Source organism: Streptomyces sp. NPDC002623 (genome assembly GCF_053592635.1).
On sequence record NZ_JBSFWB010000007.1, the window covers coordinates 18,076 to 32,696 of the forward strand.

At 70.3% G+C, this 14,621-nt stretch carries 19 protein-coding genes; 16 read left to right on the plus strand and 3 right to left on the minus strand.

Translation table 11 applies throughout. The annotated features are described in order from the left end of the window. Window positions 1-35: 35 nt before the first annotated feature. A complete protein-coding gene (locus tag ACWD4O_RS14355) occupies window positions 36-824 on the minus strand; it encodes a response regulator transcription factor (protein ID WP_451280007.1) in 789 nt (262 codons plus the stop codon). 203 nt (window positions 825-1,027) lie between these two features. Here ACWD4O_RS14355 and ACWD4O_RS14360 point away from each other — a divergent pair, with 203 nt between their 5' ends. The 8 genes from ACWD4O_RS14360 to ACWD4O_RS14395 all read left to right on the plus strand — a co-directional run bounded on the left by ACWD4O_RS14360 (window position 1,028) and on the right by ACWD4O_RS14395 (window position 6,210). Then, window positions 1,028-1,864, plus strand: a complete 837-nt coding sequence (locus ACWD4O_RS14360) for an alpha/beta hydrolase family protein (protein ID WP_451280008.1) — start codon at window positions 1,028-1,030, stop codon at window positions 1,862-1,864. 37 nt (window positions 1,865-1,901) lie between these two features. Further along, window positions 1,902-2,156 (plus strand): MoaD/ThiS family protein, encoded by a 255-nt coding sequence (locus ACWD4O_RS14365; protein WP_351911369.1) that lies wholly within the window; start codon window positions 1,902-1,904, stop codon window positions 2,154-2,156. Window position 2,157: 1 nt separating this feature from the next. Then, entirely contained in the window at window positions 2,158-3,381 is a 1,224-nt protein-coding gene (locus tag ACWD4O_RS14370) for a hypothetical protein (RefSeq protein WP_451280009.1), read from the plus strand. 140 nt (window positions 3,382-3,521) lie between these two features. Continuing rightward, on the plus strand, window positions 3,522-4,259 hold the full coding sequence (locus ACWD4O_RS14375) for an LmeA family phospholipid-binding protein (RefSeq protein WP_450948460.1): 738 nt from the start codon (window positions 3,522-3,524) through the stop codon (window positions 4,257-4,259). 202 nt (window positions 4,260-4,461) lie between these two features. After that, a complete protein-coding gene (locus tag ACWD4O_RS14380; protein ID WP_351335063.1) occupies window positions 4,462-4,542 on the plus strand; it encodes an Ms5788A family Cys-rich leader peptide in 81 nt (26 codons plus the stop codon). A gap of 139 nt (window positions 4,543-4,681) precedes the next feature. Further along, window positions 4,682-5,521, plus strand: a complete 840-nt coding sequence (locus ACWD4O_RS14385; RefSeq protein WP_351911372.1) for a sulfurtransferase — start codon at window positions 4,682-4,684, stop codon at window positions 5,519-5,521. Between the two features lie 59 nt (window positions 5,522-5,580). Next, window positions 5,581-5,868, plus strand: coding sequence for a DUF1416 domain-containing protein (locus ACWD4O_RS14390; RefSeq protein ID WP_046591460.1), 288 nt, complete (start codon window positions 5,581-5,583; stop codon window positions 5,866-5,868). A 78-nt stretch (window positions 5,869-5,946) separates the two neighbouring features. After that, window positions 5,947-6,210, plus strand: a complete 264-nt coding sequence (locus ACWD4O_RS14395) for a DUF3099 domain-containing protein (protein ID WP_351911373.1) — start codon at window positions 5,947-5,949, stop codon at window positions 6,208-6,210. Window positions 6,211-6,255: 45 nt separating this feature from the next. Here ACWD4O_RS14395 and ACWD4O_RS14400 read toward each other — a convergent pair whose 3' ends face one another. Next, window positions 6,256-6,618, minus strand: a complete 363-nt coding sequence (locus ACWD4O_RS14400) for a DsrE family protein (RefSeq protein ID WP_351911374.1) — start codon at window positions 6,616-6,618, stop codon at window positions 6,256-6,258. 104 nt (window positions 6,619-6,722) lie between these two features. Here ACWD4O_RS14400 and ACWD4O_RS14405 point away from each other — a divergent pair, with 104 nt between their 5' ends. The 6 genes from ACWD4O_RS14405 (at window position 6,723) to ygfZ (ending at window position 11,636) form a co-directional block, all read left to right on the plus strand. Beyond that, window positions 6,723-7,490, plus strand: a complete 768-nt coding sequence (locus ACWD4O_RS14405) for a hypothetical protein (protein WP_451280010.1) — start codon at window positions 6,723-6,725, stop codon at window positions 7,488-7,490. Next, window positions 7,487-8,416, plus strand: coding sequence for a hypothetical protein (locus ACWD4O_RS14410; RefSeq protein ID WP_451280011.1), 930 nt, complete (start codon window positions 7,487-7,489; stop codon window positions 8,414-8,416). Before ACWD4O_RS14405 ends, ACWD4O_RS14410 begins: the two co-directional genes overlap by 4 nt. Beyond that, window positions 8,413-9,336 carry a hypothetical protein gene (locus tag ACWD4O_RS14415; protein ID WP_451280012.1) on the plus strand — a complete coding sequence of 308 codons (924 nt, stop codon included), beginning with the start codon at window positions 8,413-8,415 and terminating at the stop codon, window positions 9,334-9,336. Before ACWD4O_RS14410 ends, ACWD4O_RS14415 begins: the two co-directional genes overlap by 4 nt. A 220-nt stretch (window positions 9,337-9,556) precedes the next feature. Further along, entirely contained in the window at window positions 9,557-10,132 is a 576-nt protein-coding gene (locus ACWD4O_RS14420; protein ID WP_451280013.1) for an FABP family protein, read from the plus strand. Window positions 10,133-10,147: 15 nt separating this feature from the next. After that, window positions 10,148-10,660, plus strand: coding sequence for a Fur family transcriptional regulator (locus tag ACWD4O_RS14425; RefSeq protein WP_451280014.1), 513 nt, complete (start codon window positions 10,148-10,150; stop codon window positions 10,658-10,660). 10 nt (window positions 10,661-10,670) lie between these two features. Beyond that, window positions 10,671-11,636 carry a CAF17-like 4Fe-4S cluster assembly/insertion protein YgfZ gene (gene ygfZ, locus ACWD4O_RS14430; protein WP_451280015.1) on the plus strand — a complete coding sequence of 322 codons (966 nt, stop codon included), beginning with the start codon at window positions 10,671-10,673 and terminating at the stop codon, window positions 11,634-11,636. Between the two features lie 40 nt (window positions 11,637-11,676). Here ygfZ and dtd read toward each other — a convergent pair whose 3' ends face one another. Beyond that, entirely contained in the window at window positions 11,677-12,102 is a 426-nt protein-coding gene (gene dtd / locus ACWD4O_RS14435; protein ID WP_451280016.1) for a D-aminoacyl-tRNA deacylase, read from the minus strand. 159 nt (window positions 12,103-12,261) lie between these two features. Here dtd and ACWD4O_RS14440 point away from each other — a divergent pair, with 159 nt between their 5' ends. Together ACWD4O_RS14440 and ACWD4O_RS14445 are read left to right on the plus strand one after the other, a co-directional pair. After that, complete coding sequence (locus ACWD4O_RS14440) at window positions 12,262-12,828, plus strand: RsiG family protein (RefSeq protein ID WP_451280017.1); 567 nt, start codon at window positions 12,262-12,264, stop codon at window positions 12,826-12,828. Window positions 12,829-12,979: 151 nt separating this feature from the next. After that, window positions 12,980-14,311: a GNAT family N-acetyltransferase gene (locus ACWD4O_RS14445; protein ID WP_451280018.1), complete on the plus strand. Its 1,332-nt coding sequence runs from the start codon at window positions 12,980-12,982 to the stop codon at window positions 14,309-14,311. Window positions 14,312-14,621: the final 310 nt, after the last annotated feature.

The window sequence follows — 14,621 nt, forward strand, 5'->3', positions numbered from 1 at the left end:
CCTCCCCGAGCAGGTACGGGGCCTACTGACGGGTACTACGCCTCCGCCGGGACCTCGTGGGCGTCCAGGGCGGTCGCGTTGTCCGCATCCTCCGCCTTTGCCTGCTCCGACCGGTCCGCCTTGGCCTTCGCGTCCTCGCCACCGCGCTCCCCCTTCTCAGGGGTAACGAATCGATAACCGACGTTCCGGACGGTTCCGATCAGCGATTCGTGCTCCGGGCCGAGCTTGGCCCGCAGCCGCCGTACGTGGACGTCGACCGTGCGGGTGCCGCCGAAGTAGTCGTAGCCCCAGACCTCCTGGAGCAGCTGTGCACGAGTGAACACCCGGCCCGGGTGCTGGGCCAGATACTTCAGAAGCTCGAACTCCTTGAAGGTGAGGTCCAGGACCCGTCCCTTCAGCTTCGCGCTGTAGGTCGCCTCATCGACCGACAGGTCGCCGTTGCGGATCTCCATCGGGGAGTCGTCGTTGACGATCTGCTGGCGGCCCATGGCCAGCCGCAGTCTCGCCTCGACCTCGGCCGGCCCGGCCGTGTCGAGGAGCACGTCGTCGATGCCCCAGTCGGCGGTGACGGCCGCGAGGCCGCCCTCGGTGACGACGAGGATGAGCGGACAGCCGGGGCCGGTGGAGCGCAGCAGCTGGCAGAGGCTGCGGACCTGGGGCAGATCGCGGCGGCCGTCGATCAGGATGACGTCGGCACCGGGGGTGTCGACGAGAGCGGGGCCTTCGGCCGGTGCCACGCGCACGTTGTGCAGCAGAAGGCCGAGGGCGGGAAGCACCTCCGTCGACGGCTGGAGGGCGTTGGTCAGGAGCAGCAGAGAACTCATACGTCTGGTTCCTCCTCGGTCCCTGCGAGGACGTTTTCGGCACTGCGCTTGCTTGCGGCACTGCACTGCGTTCCCGGGGGCAGTACACCTGCGGTCACCTGGCGTTTCCCGCCCTGTTCCCACTTCGTATACAACGGTTCCGAAAGCACAAAAGGACCCGGGGGCTTCGCTGCCCGAGTCCTCTGTCCAGCAGAATAGCCCACATGAGCAGCAGTCCGGCAGGTCATGTGGCACGTTCCGCCGTTCGTCCGTATTCCGAGACGGGCAGTCGCACACCATTGCGGACGTTTCTGACCGCCGCCGACGGGATTTCCATCGATTCCGTATACGAACCGGGTGGCGTTGTATACGACGCCTCCGCGCCATCCACCGGTCATCCGGTGTTCGTCGTCGCGCACGGGTTCACGGGCGATGTGGACCGCCCGCATGTGCGGCGCGTGGCGTCCGCGCTCGCCCGGCACGGGGCCGTCGTCACCTTCTCCTTCCGCGGGCACGGCCGCTCCGGCGGGCACTCCACGGTCGGCGACCGCGAGGTGCACGACCTCGCCGCCGTCGTGGAGTGGGCGCGCTCGCTCGGGCACGCGCGCGTGGCGACCGTCGGCTTCTCCATGGGCGGCTCCGTGGTCCTGCGGCACGCGGCGCTGCACCCGGGGACGGTGGACGCCGTCGTCTCCGTGAGCGCCCCCGCCCGCTGGTACTACCGCGGCACGCCTCCGATGCGCCGGGTGCACTGGCTGGTCACCCGACCCGAGGGCCGGCTGGTCGCGCGCTACGGCTTCCGCACCCGTATCCACGGCGACTGGGACCCGGTGCCGCTGTCGCCGGTCGAGGCGGTCCCGAGGATCGCGCCGACTCCGCTGCTGATCGTGCACGGCGACCAGGACGGCTACTTCCCGCTCGACCACCCCCGGATGCTGGCCGAGGCCGCCGCCGGTCACGGCGAACTCTGGGTGGAGCACGGCATGGGCCACGCCGAGCACGCGGCCGACGACGGACTGCTGGCCCGCATCGGGGACTGGGCGGTCGCACAGGGCGGCTAGCCTGACCGTGTACACAGCCGATCGATTGAAGGAACCGATGCCAAAGGTCACGGTGCGCTACTGGGCGGCCGCGAAGGCCGCGGCCGGGGTCGCCGAGGAGCCGCACGACGCGGACACCCTCGCCGAGGCCCTCGACGCCGCCCGTGCGCGACACCCCGGCGAACTCGTGCGTGTCCTGCAGCGATGCTCGTTCCTCGTCGACGGTGACCCCGTGGGCACCCGCGCACATGAGACGGTACGGCTGGCCGACGGCGGCACGGTCGAGGTGCTCCCGCCGTTCGCAGGAGGGTGAGATGACCGACCAGCCGTATGACCAGCCGTATGACCAGCCGTATCAGCAGTACCCGCCGTACGAGGGCTACGAGGGGTACGACCCCCAGGCCCAGCAGGCTCAGCACGCCCAGCAGGCTCAGCAGGCGTGGCCCGGGCAGCAGCAGGGGTACGAAGACCCGCAGGCCCACCTCCAGTACACGCAGCAGTGGCAGGGCCAGACCTGGGAGACCAGCGTCCAGGCGCCGGTCACCCCGGCCGACCCGGCCCAGACCTCCTACCTGCCGCCGCAGACGGGCGAGGCCCCGGCCTACGGCGACCCGCAGGCCGGGTACGGCCGCTCCGACGCGTACGCCCAGGCCGGGTACGGCCAGGCCGCCGCCGCACCCGTGCCCTCCGCACCCGCGCCCGCGCCTCGGCCCGTCCCGGCGCCCGACTCCAGCGGCCCCGGCTCGACCTACGGCCCCGCCACCCTCGCCGGCAACGCCCGCATCACCGACGCCCAGCGGGCCCGGCTGGAGGGGCGGTCGCCGATCATCGAGCCGGGCATGCAGCCCGCCGCGCTCACCGCGCTCCTCGGCCTGCTGCTCTCCGGTTCGGCGGCGATCGGCTCGTACGCCCTGCTCGTCCCGCTCGTCGTGCTCCAGGCCGTCACGGCCGCGGGCTGGTTCCGGCTGAACGGCATGTGGCCGGCCCGGCAGGGCATCGCGCTCGCCTTCCTGGGCGCGCTGGTCTCGGACGTCGCCCTGCTGGTGGCCGGCCGGGAGAACGCGCCCGCCGCGATCCTCGGCACCCTGGGCGTGTGGGTCCTGCTCGTCCTGGTGCTCCAGCTGCGCTCGCACGCCGACCCCGACGAGCGCATGTACGGCCTGATGGCGACCGTCGCCTCCGCCGCGCTGGCCATCCTCGCCACCGGGCACCTCGCCGCCGAGCCGGACGCGGTGTCGGTCGGGGCGGCCGCGGTCGCGGTCGCCATGCCGGCCCGCGCGCTGCCGCTGCCCACCCCGGCCTCCGTCCTGGTGGCCCTGCTCGCCGCGGCGGGCGCGGGCATCGCGGTCGGCGAGATGACCGGACTGGGCGTCGGGGGCGCGCTGCTCGGCGCGGGCGCGGCGGGCTGCGCGCTCATCGGCCACCGGGTCGCTAGCTACGACTACCCCTCCCGCTTCGTCCACTTCACGGCGGGCGTGGCCCTGCCGCTGGCCGCGGCCGCACCCGCGGTCTACGTGCTGGGACGGGCGCTGGGGTAGGCGCCGGGGAGACCTGGAAGGGGCCGGGGGCGAGCGGTAAAGACTGTCACAGCTGATCGACAAACCGGCGGTGCCGTCCGCACCGAGGGTTACCGTGAGGCCTCATTGACTTTTGGCCATCCGGGTGGGGGAACTACCGCATGCGTGCGCTTCGAATACTGCTGGTCGTCGTCGTGGTCCTGGGCGGCCTGTTCGTGCTCGCGGACCGCCTCGCCGTGAACTTCGCGGAGGGCGAGGTCGCCGACAAGCTGAAGACCAACGAGGGCCTCGCCACCACCCCGGACGTGTCCATCAAGGGCTTCCCGTTCCTCACCCAGGTCGTCGGCGGCTCGCTGGACGACGTCGAGGTCGGCATCAAGGACTACGAGGCGGCGACCGGCACCAGCGGCCAGACGATCCGCCTCGACGACCTCAACGCGGACATGAAGGGCGTCGACTTCTCCAGCGACTTCAGCTCCGCCACCGCCTCGAGCGCCACCGGCACCGCGTCCATCACCTACGCCGAACTGCTGAAGACGGCGAAGTCCGAGCCCACGCAGGTGGTGCAGGGCGTCACCGCCAACGTGGTCGGTCTCTCCGACGGCGGCAACGGCAAGATCAAGGTCGCCGTCGAGGCCACCGTCCTCGGCACCAAGCTGCCGCAGCCCGTCTACGTGCTGAGCACGGTCACCGTCGAGGGCGACACCGTCCGGGTGCACGCCGACTCGCTGCCCAGCTTCGGCGGGGTCCAGGCCGCCGAGAACGAGGTGCGGTCGATCACCGACTTCCAGCAGAAGATCGACGACCTGCCCGGCGGGATCCAGCTCGACAAGGTCCAGGCGGGGACGAACGGGGTGGAGATCTCGGTGAAGGGTTCGAACGTCAACCTGGCCGGGTAGTACCCACCGGCGGTGGACGGCAGATGTCCGACAGGCGAGACAGGGCCGTCCGCACCGCAGATGTGACGACGGATACAAGCGCCCGGAAGCCGTGTGCCCACGGCCCGGGCGCTTTCCTCGTCCCAGTATCCGGACGATCGCATCTCACCATTCGGAGAGCTGGTGACATGCCCGCCTCTCCATCCCTACGATCGACGACATGATGCAGCGACAGGCGGATCTCACGAAGCGGCGGGCAGTAGACCTGTGCCGCGTCGCCGCCATGCTCTGTCGCCCCTTCTGAGCGGAGGCGCCGCCGGCCCTCCGCGCCCTCCCGGCGCCCTCACCCGAGGGCATCCGTGCGCCGGCCGCCGGCGAGACCCGGCCCCGCACCCTTCTTTTCTTGCACACCCCCGCCGCAACTGCCCCGGAGGAGAACGAGCATGAGCCGCAGCGACGTCCTGGTCGACGCCGACTGGGTCGAGGCCAACCTCGACAGCGCCGACATCGCCATCGTCGAGGTCGACGAGGACACGTCCGCGTACGAGAAGAACCACATCCGCAACGCGATCCGGATCGACTGGACCAAGGACCTCCAGGACCCGGTCCGCCGTGACTTCGTCGACCAGGAGGGCTTCGAGAAGCTCCTGTCCGCGAAGGGCATCGCCAACGACACGCTGGTGATCCTCTACGGCGGCAACAACAACTGGTTCGCGTCCTACGCCTACTGGTACTTCAAGCTGTACGGCCACGACAACGTCAAGCTTCTCGACGGTGGCCGCAAGAAGTGGGAGCTGGACGCCCGCGAGCTGGTCGAGGAGGTCCCGGTGCGCGCCGAGACGTCCTACAAGGCCAAGCCGCAGAACACCGCGATCCGCGCCTTCCGTGACGACGTCGTCGCCGCGATCGGCTCGCAGAACCTGGTCGACGTCCGCTCGCCCGACGAGTTCAGCGGCAAGCTGCTCGCCCCCGCGCACCTGCCGCAGGAGCAGTCGCAGCGTCCGGGCCACGTCCCGTCCGCCCGCAACATCCCGTGGTCGAAGAACGCCAACGACGACGGCACCTTCAAGTCGGACGACCAGCTCAAGGAGCTGTACGCCGACGAGCAGGTCGACCTGGCCAAGGACACCATCGCGTACTGCCGCATCGGCGAGCGCTCGGCCCTGACCTGGTTCGTGCTGCACGAGCTGCTGGGCGTGGAGAACGTCAAGAACTACGACGGCTCCTGGACCGAGTACGGCAGCCTGGTCGGCGTCCCGATCGAGCTCGGCGCCAACAAGTAAGCGAAGCATCCCGATCCCGACCGGCCTTCCTTCCGGTCAGACCCCTCTTGGAGAAAGACATGTGCGGAGCGAAGGCCGGCGGCCCGGACGCCTCGACGATCAAGCCCGGTGAGACCACGATCCAGGGTCAGGTGACCCGCGACGGCGAGCCGGTGGTCGGATACGTCCGCCTGCTGGACTCGACCGGCGAGTTCACCGCGGAGGTTCCGACCTCCGCGACCGGACAGTTCCGCTTCTACGCGGCCGAGGGCACCTGGACACTGCGTGCCCTCGTCCCCGGCGCCACCGCCGACCGCACGGTCGTCGCCCAGCAGGGCGGCCTCGCCGAGGTCGCGATCGCGGTCTGAGAAGCACCCGCTCGACCCGAGGGCCGCACCCCTGCACAGGGTGCGGCCCTTCGGCATGTCCGGACCTACCCTGGAGTCATGTACGCACGCCGGCGCCACGCGTATTTCGCCATGATGGGGACGTGCATCACGCTGTTCGTCCTGGCCTGGGGAGTCGTGCGGATCTGGTCGGTGCCGGTGGCCGTCGGGATGTGTGTGGTGGCCATGGTCATCCCGCCGCTGGCCGCGATGGTCGCCAACCGGCGCGGCCCCGAGGACCGCTGGTGGGACGACCCCTCGGGCGACCCGAAGTCCGACGAGTGGTGGGACGAGCTGGACGGAAAGAAACGCCGCTCCCAGTAGCCGCCCCGCGCAGCCGTGCCCCTGTAGCCGGCGGCCGGACAGGCCCTAGTACACGAGGGCCTGGGTGTCGTCGGCCAGCGCTTCCTGTACGAACACCTGTGCGCCCGCGATCCGGACGCCCTCGATGACGTCCTTCTCCGTGATGTCCCGGCGGGCCGCGCACTGCGTGCACAGGGTGAGGCGGCCGGCGGCGAGGATCGAGTCGATCAGATCGGGCAGCGGGGCCGCGTGCGGAAGCTCGAACTCGGCGGCCCGGCCCGGCAGCGCGAACCAGGCGGACTCCCCGGTCAGCCACAGCGACACCTCGACCCCGCTGGCCACGGCCACCGCCGCGACGGTGAACGCCTGAGAGCACCGCTCGGGGGCATCGGCCCCCGCCGTCACCTTGATCACGAGCTTCTTCGCCATACGTGAATCGTAATCAACTCGCTTGCAACTCCCCGCTCAGGCCATGAGTCTCCTGTGGAGCGCGTTGTCGAACACGCGCTCCAAAGCTTTCCGAGGGGGATGTCGTGGAAGGTCCGGAAAGGGCCGAAGAAGAAGTGGGGGAGGCGGCCGAGGGCGATCCGCCTCGGCCGCGCCGCCGTGGCCGGACGACGGCGATGATCGCCGCGGCCGCCGTGCTCGGAGTCGTCGCCGGCGCGTGCACGGGCTACCTCGTCCAAGCCGATCGCGAGCCCACCGCGCTGCCGCCGCTCTCCCAGCCCGTGGTCGGACAGGCCCAGGGCGAGGTCGAGCCGCTGTCGGCGGCGCAGGACCGGCGGGTGAAGACGGACGGCGATCTGCGCAAGCTGCTGATCGCGCGCCCCAAGGGGGCCAAGGACACCGCTGCGGGCAGCGACGGCTGGGTCGATCTGGCCGCCTACGCGGACCGGTACGAGAGGCCGGGCGTCACGTTCAACAACCTCGCCGACGACGAGTTCCGCCGTGCGGCCGAGACCTCGTGGCAGGTGGGCGAGACGTACCACGTCCAGGTCGGGCTCGTGCAGTTCCGCCAGCTGAGCAAGCCGGCCGCGTCGGAGTGGGCGGACAACGGCCAGTACTGGGCCGAGAAGGAGGACGACACCCGCAGTTGGCCCGTCCCCGGCACCGGGGAGGGCAACGGGACGGCCTACGTGCACGACACACCCGACCGGGAGCCGGGCTACCTGCCGCTGTACACGGCGGAGGCGCATGCCTGGCGGGGTGACATCTACGTGGAGATCTACATCAGCGACACGAAGCCGATCTCCAAGGCGAAGATCATGGACCTGGCCCAGCGGCAGGTGGGAAACCTGTGAGCGAGATCCCCGAGATCCCCGAGATCCCCGAGATCCCCGAGATCCCCGAGATCCCCGAGATCCCCGAGATCCCCGAGAGCCCCGAGAGCCCTGAGATCCCCGGGACCCCCGAGGGCCCTGAGAACGCCGAGAGCCCCGGGACCCCCGAGAACGCCGAGAGCCCCGCCCGCAAGGGCCTCCGCCCGGGCCGGATCGCCGCCGTGGCGGGAGCCGTGCTGCTGGCCTGTGCGCTCGTCGGCGGTGTCGGCCACACCGTCGTGACCGTCCAGGACGCCGACCGCGATCCCGGCGCGCCGACGTGGAAGTTCCCGGCGGCCGCCGAGGAGGGCGACAAGGCGAAGAAGGACGGCGCGTCGAAGTCCGGGCTGAGCGCCCTGCTGGTGCCCTACGGCACCGACGGCTTCGAACGCGGTCCCGACCTCGCCGAGTTCGGCCCGGACGCCGAGTTCAGCGGCGCGCAGGCCACTGCCCTGCGCAAGGAGTCGATCAAGGACCTGCCCGCCAAGTCGCGCCGGCAGCTGGAGAAGCTGATCGACAAGGAGCGCATCAAGGGCATGGCGATGCGCAGCTATGTCGTCGGCCATCTGGACTACAACACGACGGACTCGATCGCGTTCGACGTCACGTTGTCGCGGCTGGAGAACCGCACCGCCGTGCGTGAGTCGGCGACGTCCTTCAACGGCTTGCTCGCCGCCATGGACGTCTTCCGCAAGGGTCCGAAGATCGCGGGCAACAAGGACGCCCAGTGCTTCCTGACGCCCAAGGACAAGGACGAGGAGCTGGGCTTCGCACTCTGCACCGCCTATGTGGGAGACGTGCTGGTCAGCGTTGTCGCGGACGCCCCCGGCACGCTCGACGCGAAGTTCGTCGCCAAGTTCTTCACCGCCCAGCTCGACCGCATCGACGACCCTGGACAGGCCGTATGACCGACCAGCAGGAATCCGAGCAAGTACCGGAGCAAGTACCGGAGCAAGGTCCGGAGCAAGGACCGGAGCCGGTATCGGAGCCGGTACCGGACCAGGTTCCTGAACAGGCTCCCGAGCCGGCTCCCGTCGCCGAGGCGTCCGTTCCCGTCGCCAAGGACCGTCGTGTCCTGCGGGCCGTCCTGCGCTGGACCGCCGTCGTCACGGTGTTCGCGGCGCTCGGGGCGGGGACGGCGTACGGGATCACGCGCATGGAGCGCACGGACGTGCCGGGGCTCGCCACCGAGTCGGACGGCCGCTGGGCGTACCCGCAGATCACCAGGCCGCCGCTGCCCTCCGGCAGCCCGGGGCCGTTCGACACCAAGAACTGGGCGCGGTCCCACTACGCGGACCTGCGCACGCTGCTGCTGCCCGCGCCCGAAGGGGCGACGGACGACAAGACGCTGCACGGCGCCGACGGCTGGCTGCCGACGAAGGACTTCCTGACGGTGTTCGAGGCGAAGGAGGACCGGGACGAGGTCGGTCAGCTGCTCACCGACAACGGGCTGCGGCACATCGCGGCCCGTGGCTGGACCACCCCGGACGGCACCGGCACCCGCGTCTACCTGCTCCAGTTCGACACGGGAACGGTGGCCGACACCCTCTACGGCGAGCTCACGACCTACGGCGCTCCGCTGCACGCCGTGCGGGGCGCCCCCGTGGCGGAGTTCGACGAGGAGTACCCCACCGCCGCCGACTTCGACAGCATGAGCGTCATGCGGTACTCCTACGACGAGGTGAAGCCGTACGGCGCAGAGCAGCTGCGGCAGGCGTATCTCCGCGCGGGCGACGTCATCGCCGTGGTCCTCCAGTCCCGCAAGGGAACCGCCGCGGCCGTCCCCTTCCAGCAGACCGTCACCCTGCAGAGCCAGCTGCTGGGCTGAGGGCCTACCTCACAAGGAGGGCCGGGCCCCGGCCGCGTAAGCTGGGGCCCGGCCCTTTTGCACGTCCCAGAAGCACGCTCATCCGAGGAGCAACCCGTGGAGATCTTCTTCGAAGCCCTGCTGGTCCTGGTCTGCGTCGGCGTTCTCGCCTTCGCCGGTCTGGCCGTGAAGAAGCTGTACCAGGGCCAGCGCTGACCACCACGTTCAGGAACTGCCACTCATGATCGAGATTCCGTCCGACCTCCACAAGGACCTCGTCCCCCTCGCCTTTCTGCTGGGCAACTGGGCGGGCGCGGGCGTGCACGACTTCCCCGGTTCGCAGAAGTGCAACTTCGGGCAGGAGGTCACCTTCGGCCACGACGGCCGGGACTTCCTGGAGTACCACTCCCACACCTGGGTGCTCGACAACGACGGCGAGAAGGTCCGGCCGCTGGAGTCGGAGTCCGGCTTCTGGCGGATCGACGCCGACCGCAAGGTCGAGGTGACCATGGTCCGCGACGACGGCGTGGTCGAGATCTGGTACGGCGAACTGGCCGCCAAGAAGCCGCAGATCGACCTGGTCACGGACGCGGTGGCCCGTACGGCGGCCTCCGGCCCCTACACCGGCGGCAAGCGGCTGTACGGCTACGTCAAGAGCGACCTCATGTGGGTCGGCGAGAAGCAGACCCCCGAGGTCGAGCTGCGCCCCTACATGTCGGCCCACCTGAAGAAGGTCGTCACCCCGGAGGACGTCGAGCGCTGGGCGAAGGCCCTGCCCGACGACATGCCGGACGACGGGATCGCCTTCTTCAAGTAGACCTAGACTCTTGGTGTGGTGAGCACCGACTGGAAGAGCGACCTCAGGCAGCGCGGCTATCGGCTGACGCCGCAGCGACAGCTTGTCCTCGAAGCAGTGGACACCCTGGAGCACGCGACCCCCGACGACATCCTCGTGGAAGTGAGGAAGACGGCGTCGGGGGTCAACATCTCGACGGTCTACCGGACGCTGGAGCTCCTGGAGGAGCTCGGGCTGGTCAGCCATGCCCATCTGGGGCACGGCGCGCCCACGTACCATCTCGCCGACCGCCACCATCACATCCACCTGGTCTGCCGGGACTGCGAGAACGTCATCGAGACGGATGTGAAGGTCGCCGCCGAGTTCACGGCCAAGCTGCGCGAGACCTTCGGCTTCGAGACCGACATGAAGCACTTCGCGATCTTCGGCCGTTGCAAGGACTGCGCACGCAAGAGCGCAGCCGCCAAGAGCGCTGCCGCCAAGGGCTCAGCTGCCGAGAGCGCAGCCGCCGAGAGCTCGACTGCCAAGAGTTCAATTACCGAGTCGTAGGCTTAGGCGTATGAAGAGCCCTCTGCTGTCCCTGCCCGGCGCCGTCCCCGCCGAGGGCGTGGACGAAGGCGTCGCCGGTCACTACGGCGACCTGTTCCGCGAGCAGCGCGCCCTCGCCGACGGCACCGGTTTCGTCGACCTCTCGCACCGCGGAGTGGTCACCGTGTCCGGCGAGGACCGGCTGAGCTGGCTGCACCTGCTGCTCACCCAACACCTCACGGACCTCCCCGTCGGCCAGGCCACCGAAGCGCTGATCCTCTCCGCGCACGGCCATATCGAGCACGCGCTCTACCTGGTGGACGACGGTGAGACGGTCTGGGCGCACGTCGAACCCGACACCCAGGAGGCGCTGATCGCGTACCTGGAGTCGATGAAGTTCTTCTACCGGGTCGAGGTCGCCGACCGGACGGCGGACACCGCGGTCGTCCATCTCCCGGCGGGGTCGATCGCCCCCGTCCCGACCGGTGTCGTCGTCCGGGAGACCGCCTACGGCCGTGACCTCTTCCTGCCCCGCGCCGATCTGGAGGCGTACGCCGGGCAGGCGGGTCCGCCGGTCGGGATCCTGGCCCATGAGGCTCTCCGGGTCGAGCAGCACCGGCCGCGCCTCGGCTTCGAGACCGACCACCGCACGATCCCGCACGAGCTCGGCTGGATCGGCGCCGCCGTGCACCTCCAGAAGGGCTGCTACCGCGGCCAGGAGACGGTCGCCCGGGTCCAGAACCTCGGCAAGCCGCCCCGGCGCCTGGTCTTCCTCCACCTCGACGGCAGCGAGGTGTACCTGCCGGCCGCCGGCACCGAACTCCGCGTCGCCGACGAGGACCCCGACGGCCGCAAGATCGGCTTCATCACCACGTCCGCGCGCCACCACGAACTCGGCCCCGTGGCCCTGGCCCTGGTGAAGCGCAATGTGCCGCTGGACGCCCCGCTGGTGGCCGGGACGACGGCGGCGGCCCAGGAAGTCGTCGTAGAACCCTAGTTCCCTTCCAGGTTCCTTCCGGTTCCCTTCCCGGTGCCCGCTAGATCTCGAGCAGGACCGTGAACGGGCCGTCGTTCGTCAGTGACACGCGCATCTGCGCGCCGAACCGGCCCGTCGCCACCGTCGCGCCCAGGGCGCGCAGCCGGGCGACGACCTCGTCGACGAGAGGCTCGGCGACCGGGCCGGGGGCCGCCGCGTTCCAGGTGGGGCGGCGGCCTTTGCGCGCGTCCCCGTAGAGCGTGAACTGGCTGATCACCAGCAGCGGGGCGTCGATGTCGCTGCACGACCGCTCGTCGTGCAGCATGCGCACCGACCAGAGTTTGCGGGCGAGCTGGGCCGCCTTCTCCTCGGTGTCCTCATGGGTCACGCCGACCAGGACGCACAGTCCCTCGCCGCTGATCTCCCCGACCGTCTCGCCGTCCACGACGACGCTCGCGCCGTCCACCCTCTGCACCACCGCTCGCATGCGGACCATGATGCCGGGTGCTCCGCGCGAACCCGCGAGGGGCCCATTTTTGATCCTTAAGCCCCTATCTGGGGCCGTTCGGGGGGACTCGGTCACAAAGCGGCCACTTGGGGTGGCACGATGCTTTCCACACGCCGGTCGAGGGGACGGTAGAAGGACATGAGCACACCGAGTACCGGGCGGCCGGCGACACACCGGCCGCCGACACAGCGAGGCGACAGCCCTGTGCTGTCCGCGCCGCCTCCGGAGCCCGACCTGGCCCGGCTGACCCTGCCCGAACTGCGCACCCTGCGCCGGGACGCCCAGCGCGACGAGGCCGATCTCAGCTACGTACGACGGCTGCTCCAGGGCCGTATCGACATCCTGCGCGCGGAACTGGCCCGGCGTTCTCCGACGGGCGCGGCCTCTGTGGTCGAGCGGCTGTCGGAGATCCTCACCGACGCCCCGGCCCGCCATCGTTCCTCGGCCCGGCACGTCACCCTGGGCACCCCGCACAGCGAGGAGTACCGTCGGCTGGCCGCCGACATGCTCGCCGACGTCGAGCTCTCCGACCTCGACGCTCGCACCGACCCCGAACTCCATGAGGCGATGGCCCGCCTGGTCCGCTACGAACAGCAGGTCTCGAGCCGCCGCCAGCACCTCCAGCGCACGGCCGACGACTCGGGCGTGGAGATCAGCAGGAGGTATCGGGAGGGGGAGGCGCAGGTGGAGGACCTGCTGGTGTAACGGTCATGCGCGAGGGTGGGGCGGGTGTCCCCGGGGCGGTGTCCCGGAGGCGGGCATGTCCCGGAAGCGGGGATGTCCCGGAGGCTGGGATGTCCCGGAGGCGGGCGAAAAATCCCCGCGGCGCCCGCCCCGGCCTGCCTACGGTGGCTCCATGACCAGCCGAGCCACCGACCACTCCACCGACCATTCCACCGAACACCCCGTCGACCGGCCTGTCGACCGCCCGTCGGGCCACCCGTTCGAGCACGACGTCCGGCCGATCACCGACGCGGAGCTTCCCGCGTGGACCCGGGCCGTGAACGTGGGCTTTCTGCGTTCGCCCACCGTCCCCGACCAGATGCTCGCCGACCGCCGTGTCGCGTTCGCGGACTCCCGGGTCTCCGGCGCCTTCGACGCGGGCCGGTGCGTGGCGACGTTCCGCTCGTTCGACCAGCAGCTCACGGCGGTCGGCGGCGCCTCCGTCCCCGCCGACGCCATCTCGAACGTCACCGTCGCCCCCACGCACCGCCGCCGCGGACTGCTCAGCCGGCTGATGGCCGACGACCTGGCGGCGGCGAAGGACCGCGGGGACGTCGTGGCCACCCTGATAGCCGCCGAGTACCGGATCTACGGCCGGTACGGCTTCGGTCCGGGGACCACGATGACCGAGTGGTCGATCGACGTGCCGCGCGCCGGCCTCGACCCGAACCGGCGGGTCCCGCAGGACGGCGGCCGGATCGACTTCGCCGACGGCGAGGAGGTCCGCCGGATCGGTCCCGGGCTGCATGAGCGGCTGCGCCGCGTCCAGCCGGGCGCGATCAACCGGGACGAGTACTGGTGGGCGGCGCGCACCGGGCAGATGTGGCTGCACGGCAGTGCGTGGGTCGAGCCGTTCTTCGTGGTCTACCGCTCGGCGGAGGGCGTGGTGGAGGGCATGGCCTCCTACCAGGCGGACGACGAGTGGAGCGACGCCAAGCAGCCGCTGAACACGGCCTCGGTGAACTGGCTGATCGCGGTGACCCCGGCCGCGGAGCGCTCCCTGTGGCACTTCCTCTGCTCCATCGACTGGATCACGCGGGTGAAGTCGGGCTGGCGCTCCCCGGACGACCTGCTCCCGCACTATCTGCCGGACCCGCGCGCGGCGAGCATCACCACGCAGGCGGACTGGCTGTGGGTGCGGATCCTGGACGTCGTGGCGGCCCTGGAGGCGCGTACGTACGACGCGGCGGGCACGCTGGTCCTGGAGGTCGTGGACCGGGCCGGCCTGGCCGGAGGCCGCTTCCTGCTGGACGCGACCCCCGACGGCGCCACCTGCACGCCGACCACCCGCAGCGCCGACCTCACTCTGGACGTGTCCGAGTTGGCGACGCTGTGGCTGGGCGACGAGTCCGCGGGGCGGCTGGCGGCGCTGGGCCGGCTCGGGGAAGAACGAGCGGGCGCCGCCCGTGGGGCCGACGCCCTGCTGCGTACGTCCGGGCGTCCTTGGTGCCCGGACATGTTCTGAGAGCTCCCTTCGCCGTGCAGTTGCCTTTCTGGCCGTGCACTCACTTGCCGAGGTTCTGTTCTTCCGTCTATCCGTAGCTGTTCAGTTGTGGCTGTGCTCTTGTCGCTCTGAAGTTGTGGCTGTGCGGGAGATGTTCAGTTGTGGCTGTACGTCGGTGCCGACTGCTCGGGCTCCCGGCTCCCCTCCGGAAGGGAGCCCGACCGGCCAACCGTCTGGAAGTTTGACCATGTTGTTGAAGTTGGCAGCCAACTTCACTGTACTTATGTCCGCTTGGAAGCGTCCTATAACCATCTCTCTTTGAACTGACGCA

What these genes read in the sequence shown, in the direction of transcription:
- ACWD4O_RS14355 (WP_451280007.1), bottom strand. Translation starts at nt 824, where the DNA reads ATGAGTTCTCTGCTGCTCCTGACCAACGCCCTCCAGCCGTCGACGGAG.
- ACWD4O_RS14360 (WP_451280008.1), top strand. Translation starts at nt 1,028, where the DNA reads ATGAGCAGCAGTCCGGCAGGTCATGTGGCACGTTCCGCCGTTCGTCCG.
- ACWD4O_RS14365 (WP_351911369.1), top strand. Translation starts at nt 1,902, where the DNA reads ATGCCAAAGGTCACGGTGCGCTACTGGGCGGCCGCGAAGGCCGCGGCC.
- ACWD4O_RS14370 (WP_451280009.1), top strand. Translation starts at nt 2,158, where the DNA reads ATGACCGACCAGCCGTATGACCAGCCGTATGACCAGCCGTATCAGCAG.
- ACWD4O_RS14375 (WP_450948460.1), top strand. Translation starts at nt 3,522, where the DNA reads ATGCGTGCGCTTCGAATACTGCTGGTCGTCGTCGTGGTCCTGGGCGGC.
- ACWD4O_RS14380 (WP_351335063.1), top strand. Translation starts at nt 4,462, where the DNA reads ATGCAGCGACAGGCGGATCTCACGAAGCGGCGGGCAGTAGACCTGTGC.
- ACWD4O_RS14385 (WP_351911372.1), top strand. Translation starts at nt 4,682, where the DNA reads ATGAGCCGCAGCGACGTCCTGGTCGACGCCGACTGGGTCGAGGCCAAC.
- ACWD4O_RS14390 (WP_046591460.1), top strand. Translation starts at nt 5,581, where the DNA reads ATGTGCGGAGCGAAGGCCGGCGGCCCGGACGCCTCGACGATCAAGCCC.
- ACWD4O_RS14395 (WP_351911373.1), top strand. Translation starts at nt 5,947, where the DNA reads ATGTACGCACGCCGGCGCCACGCGTATTTCGCCATGATGGGGACGTGC.
- ACWD4O_RS14400 (WP_351911374.1), bottom strand. Translation starts at nt 6,618, where the DNA reads ATGGCGAAGAAGCTCGTGATCAAGGTGACGGCGGGGGCCGATGCCCCC.
- ACWD4O_RS14415 (WP_451280012.1), top strand. Translation starts at nt 8,413, where the DNA reads ATGACCGACCAGCAGGAATCCGAGCAAGTACCGGAGCAAGTACCGGAG.
- ACWD4O_RS14420 (WP_451280013.1), top strand. Translation starts at nt 9,557, where the DNA reads ATGATCGAGATTCCGTCCGACCTCCACAAGGACCTCGTCCCCCTCGCC.
- ygfZ (WP_451280015.1), top strand. Translation starts at nt 10,671, where the DNA reads ATGAAGAGCCCTCTGCTGTCCCTGCCCGGCGCCGTCCCCGCCGAGGGC.
- dtd (WP_451280016.1), bottom strand. Translation starts at nt 12,102, where the DNA reads ATGCGAGCGGTGGTGCAGAGGGTGGACGGCGCGAGCGTCGTCGTGGAC.
- ACWD4O_RS14440 (WP_451280017.1), top strand. Translation starts at nt 12,262, where the DNA reads ATGAGCACACCGAGTACCGGGCGGCCGGCGACACACCGGCCGCCGACA.
- ACWD4O_RS14445 (WP_451280018.1), top strand. Translation starts at nt 12,980, where the DNA reads ATGACCAGCCGAGCCACCGACCACTCCACCGACCATTCCACCGAACAC.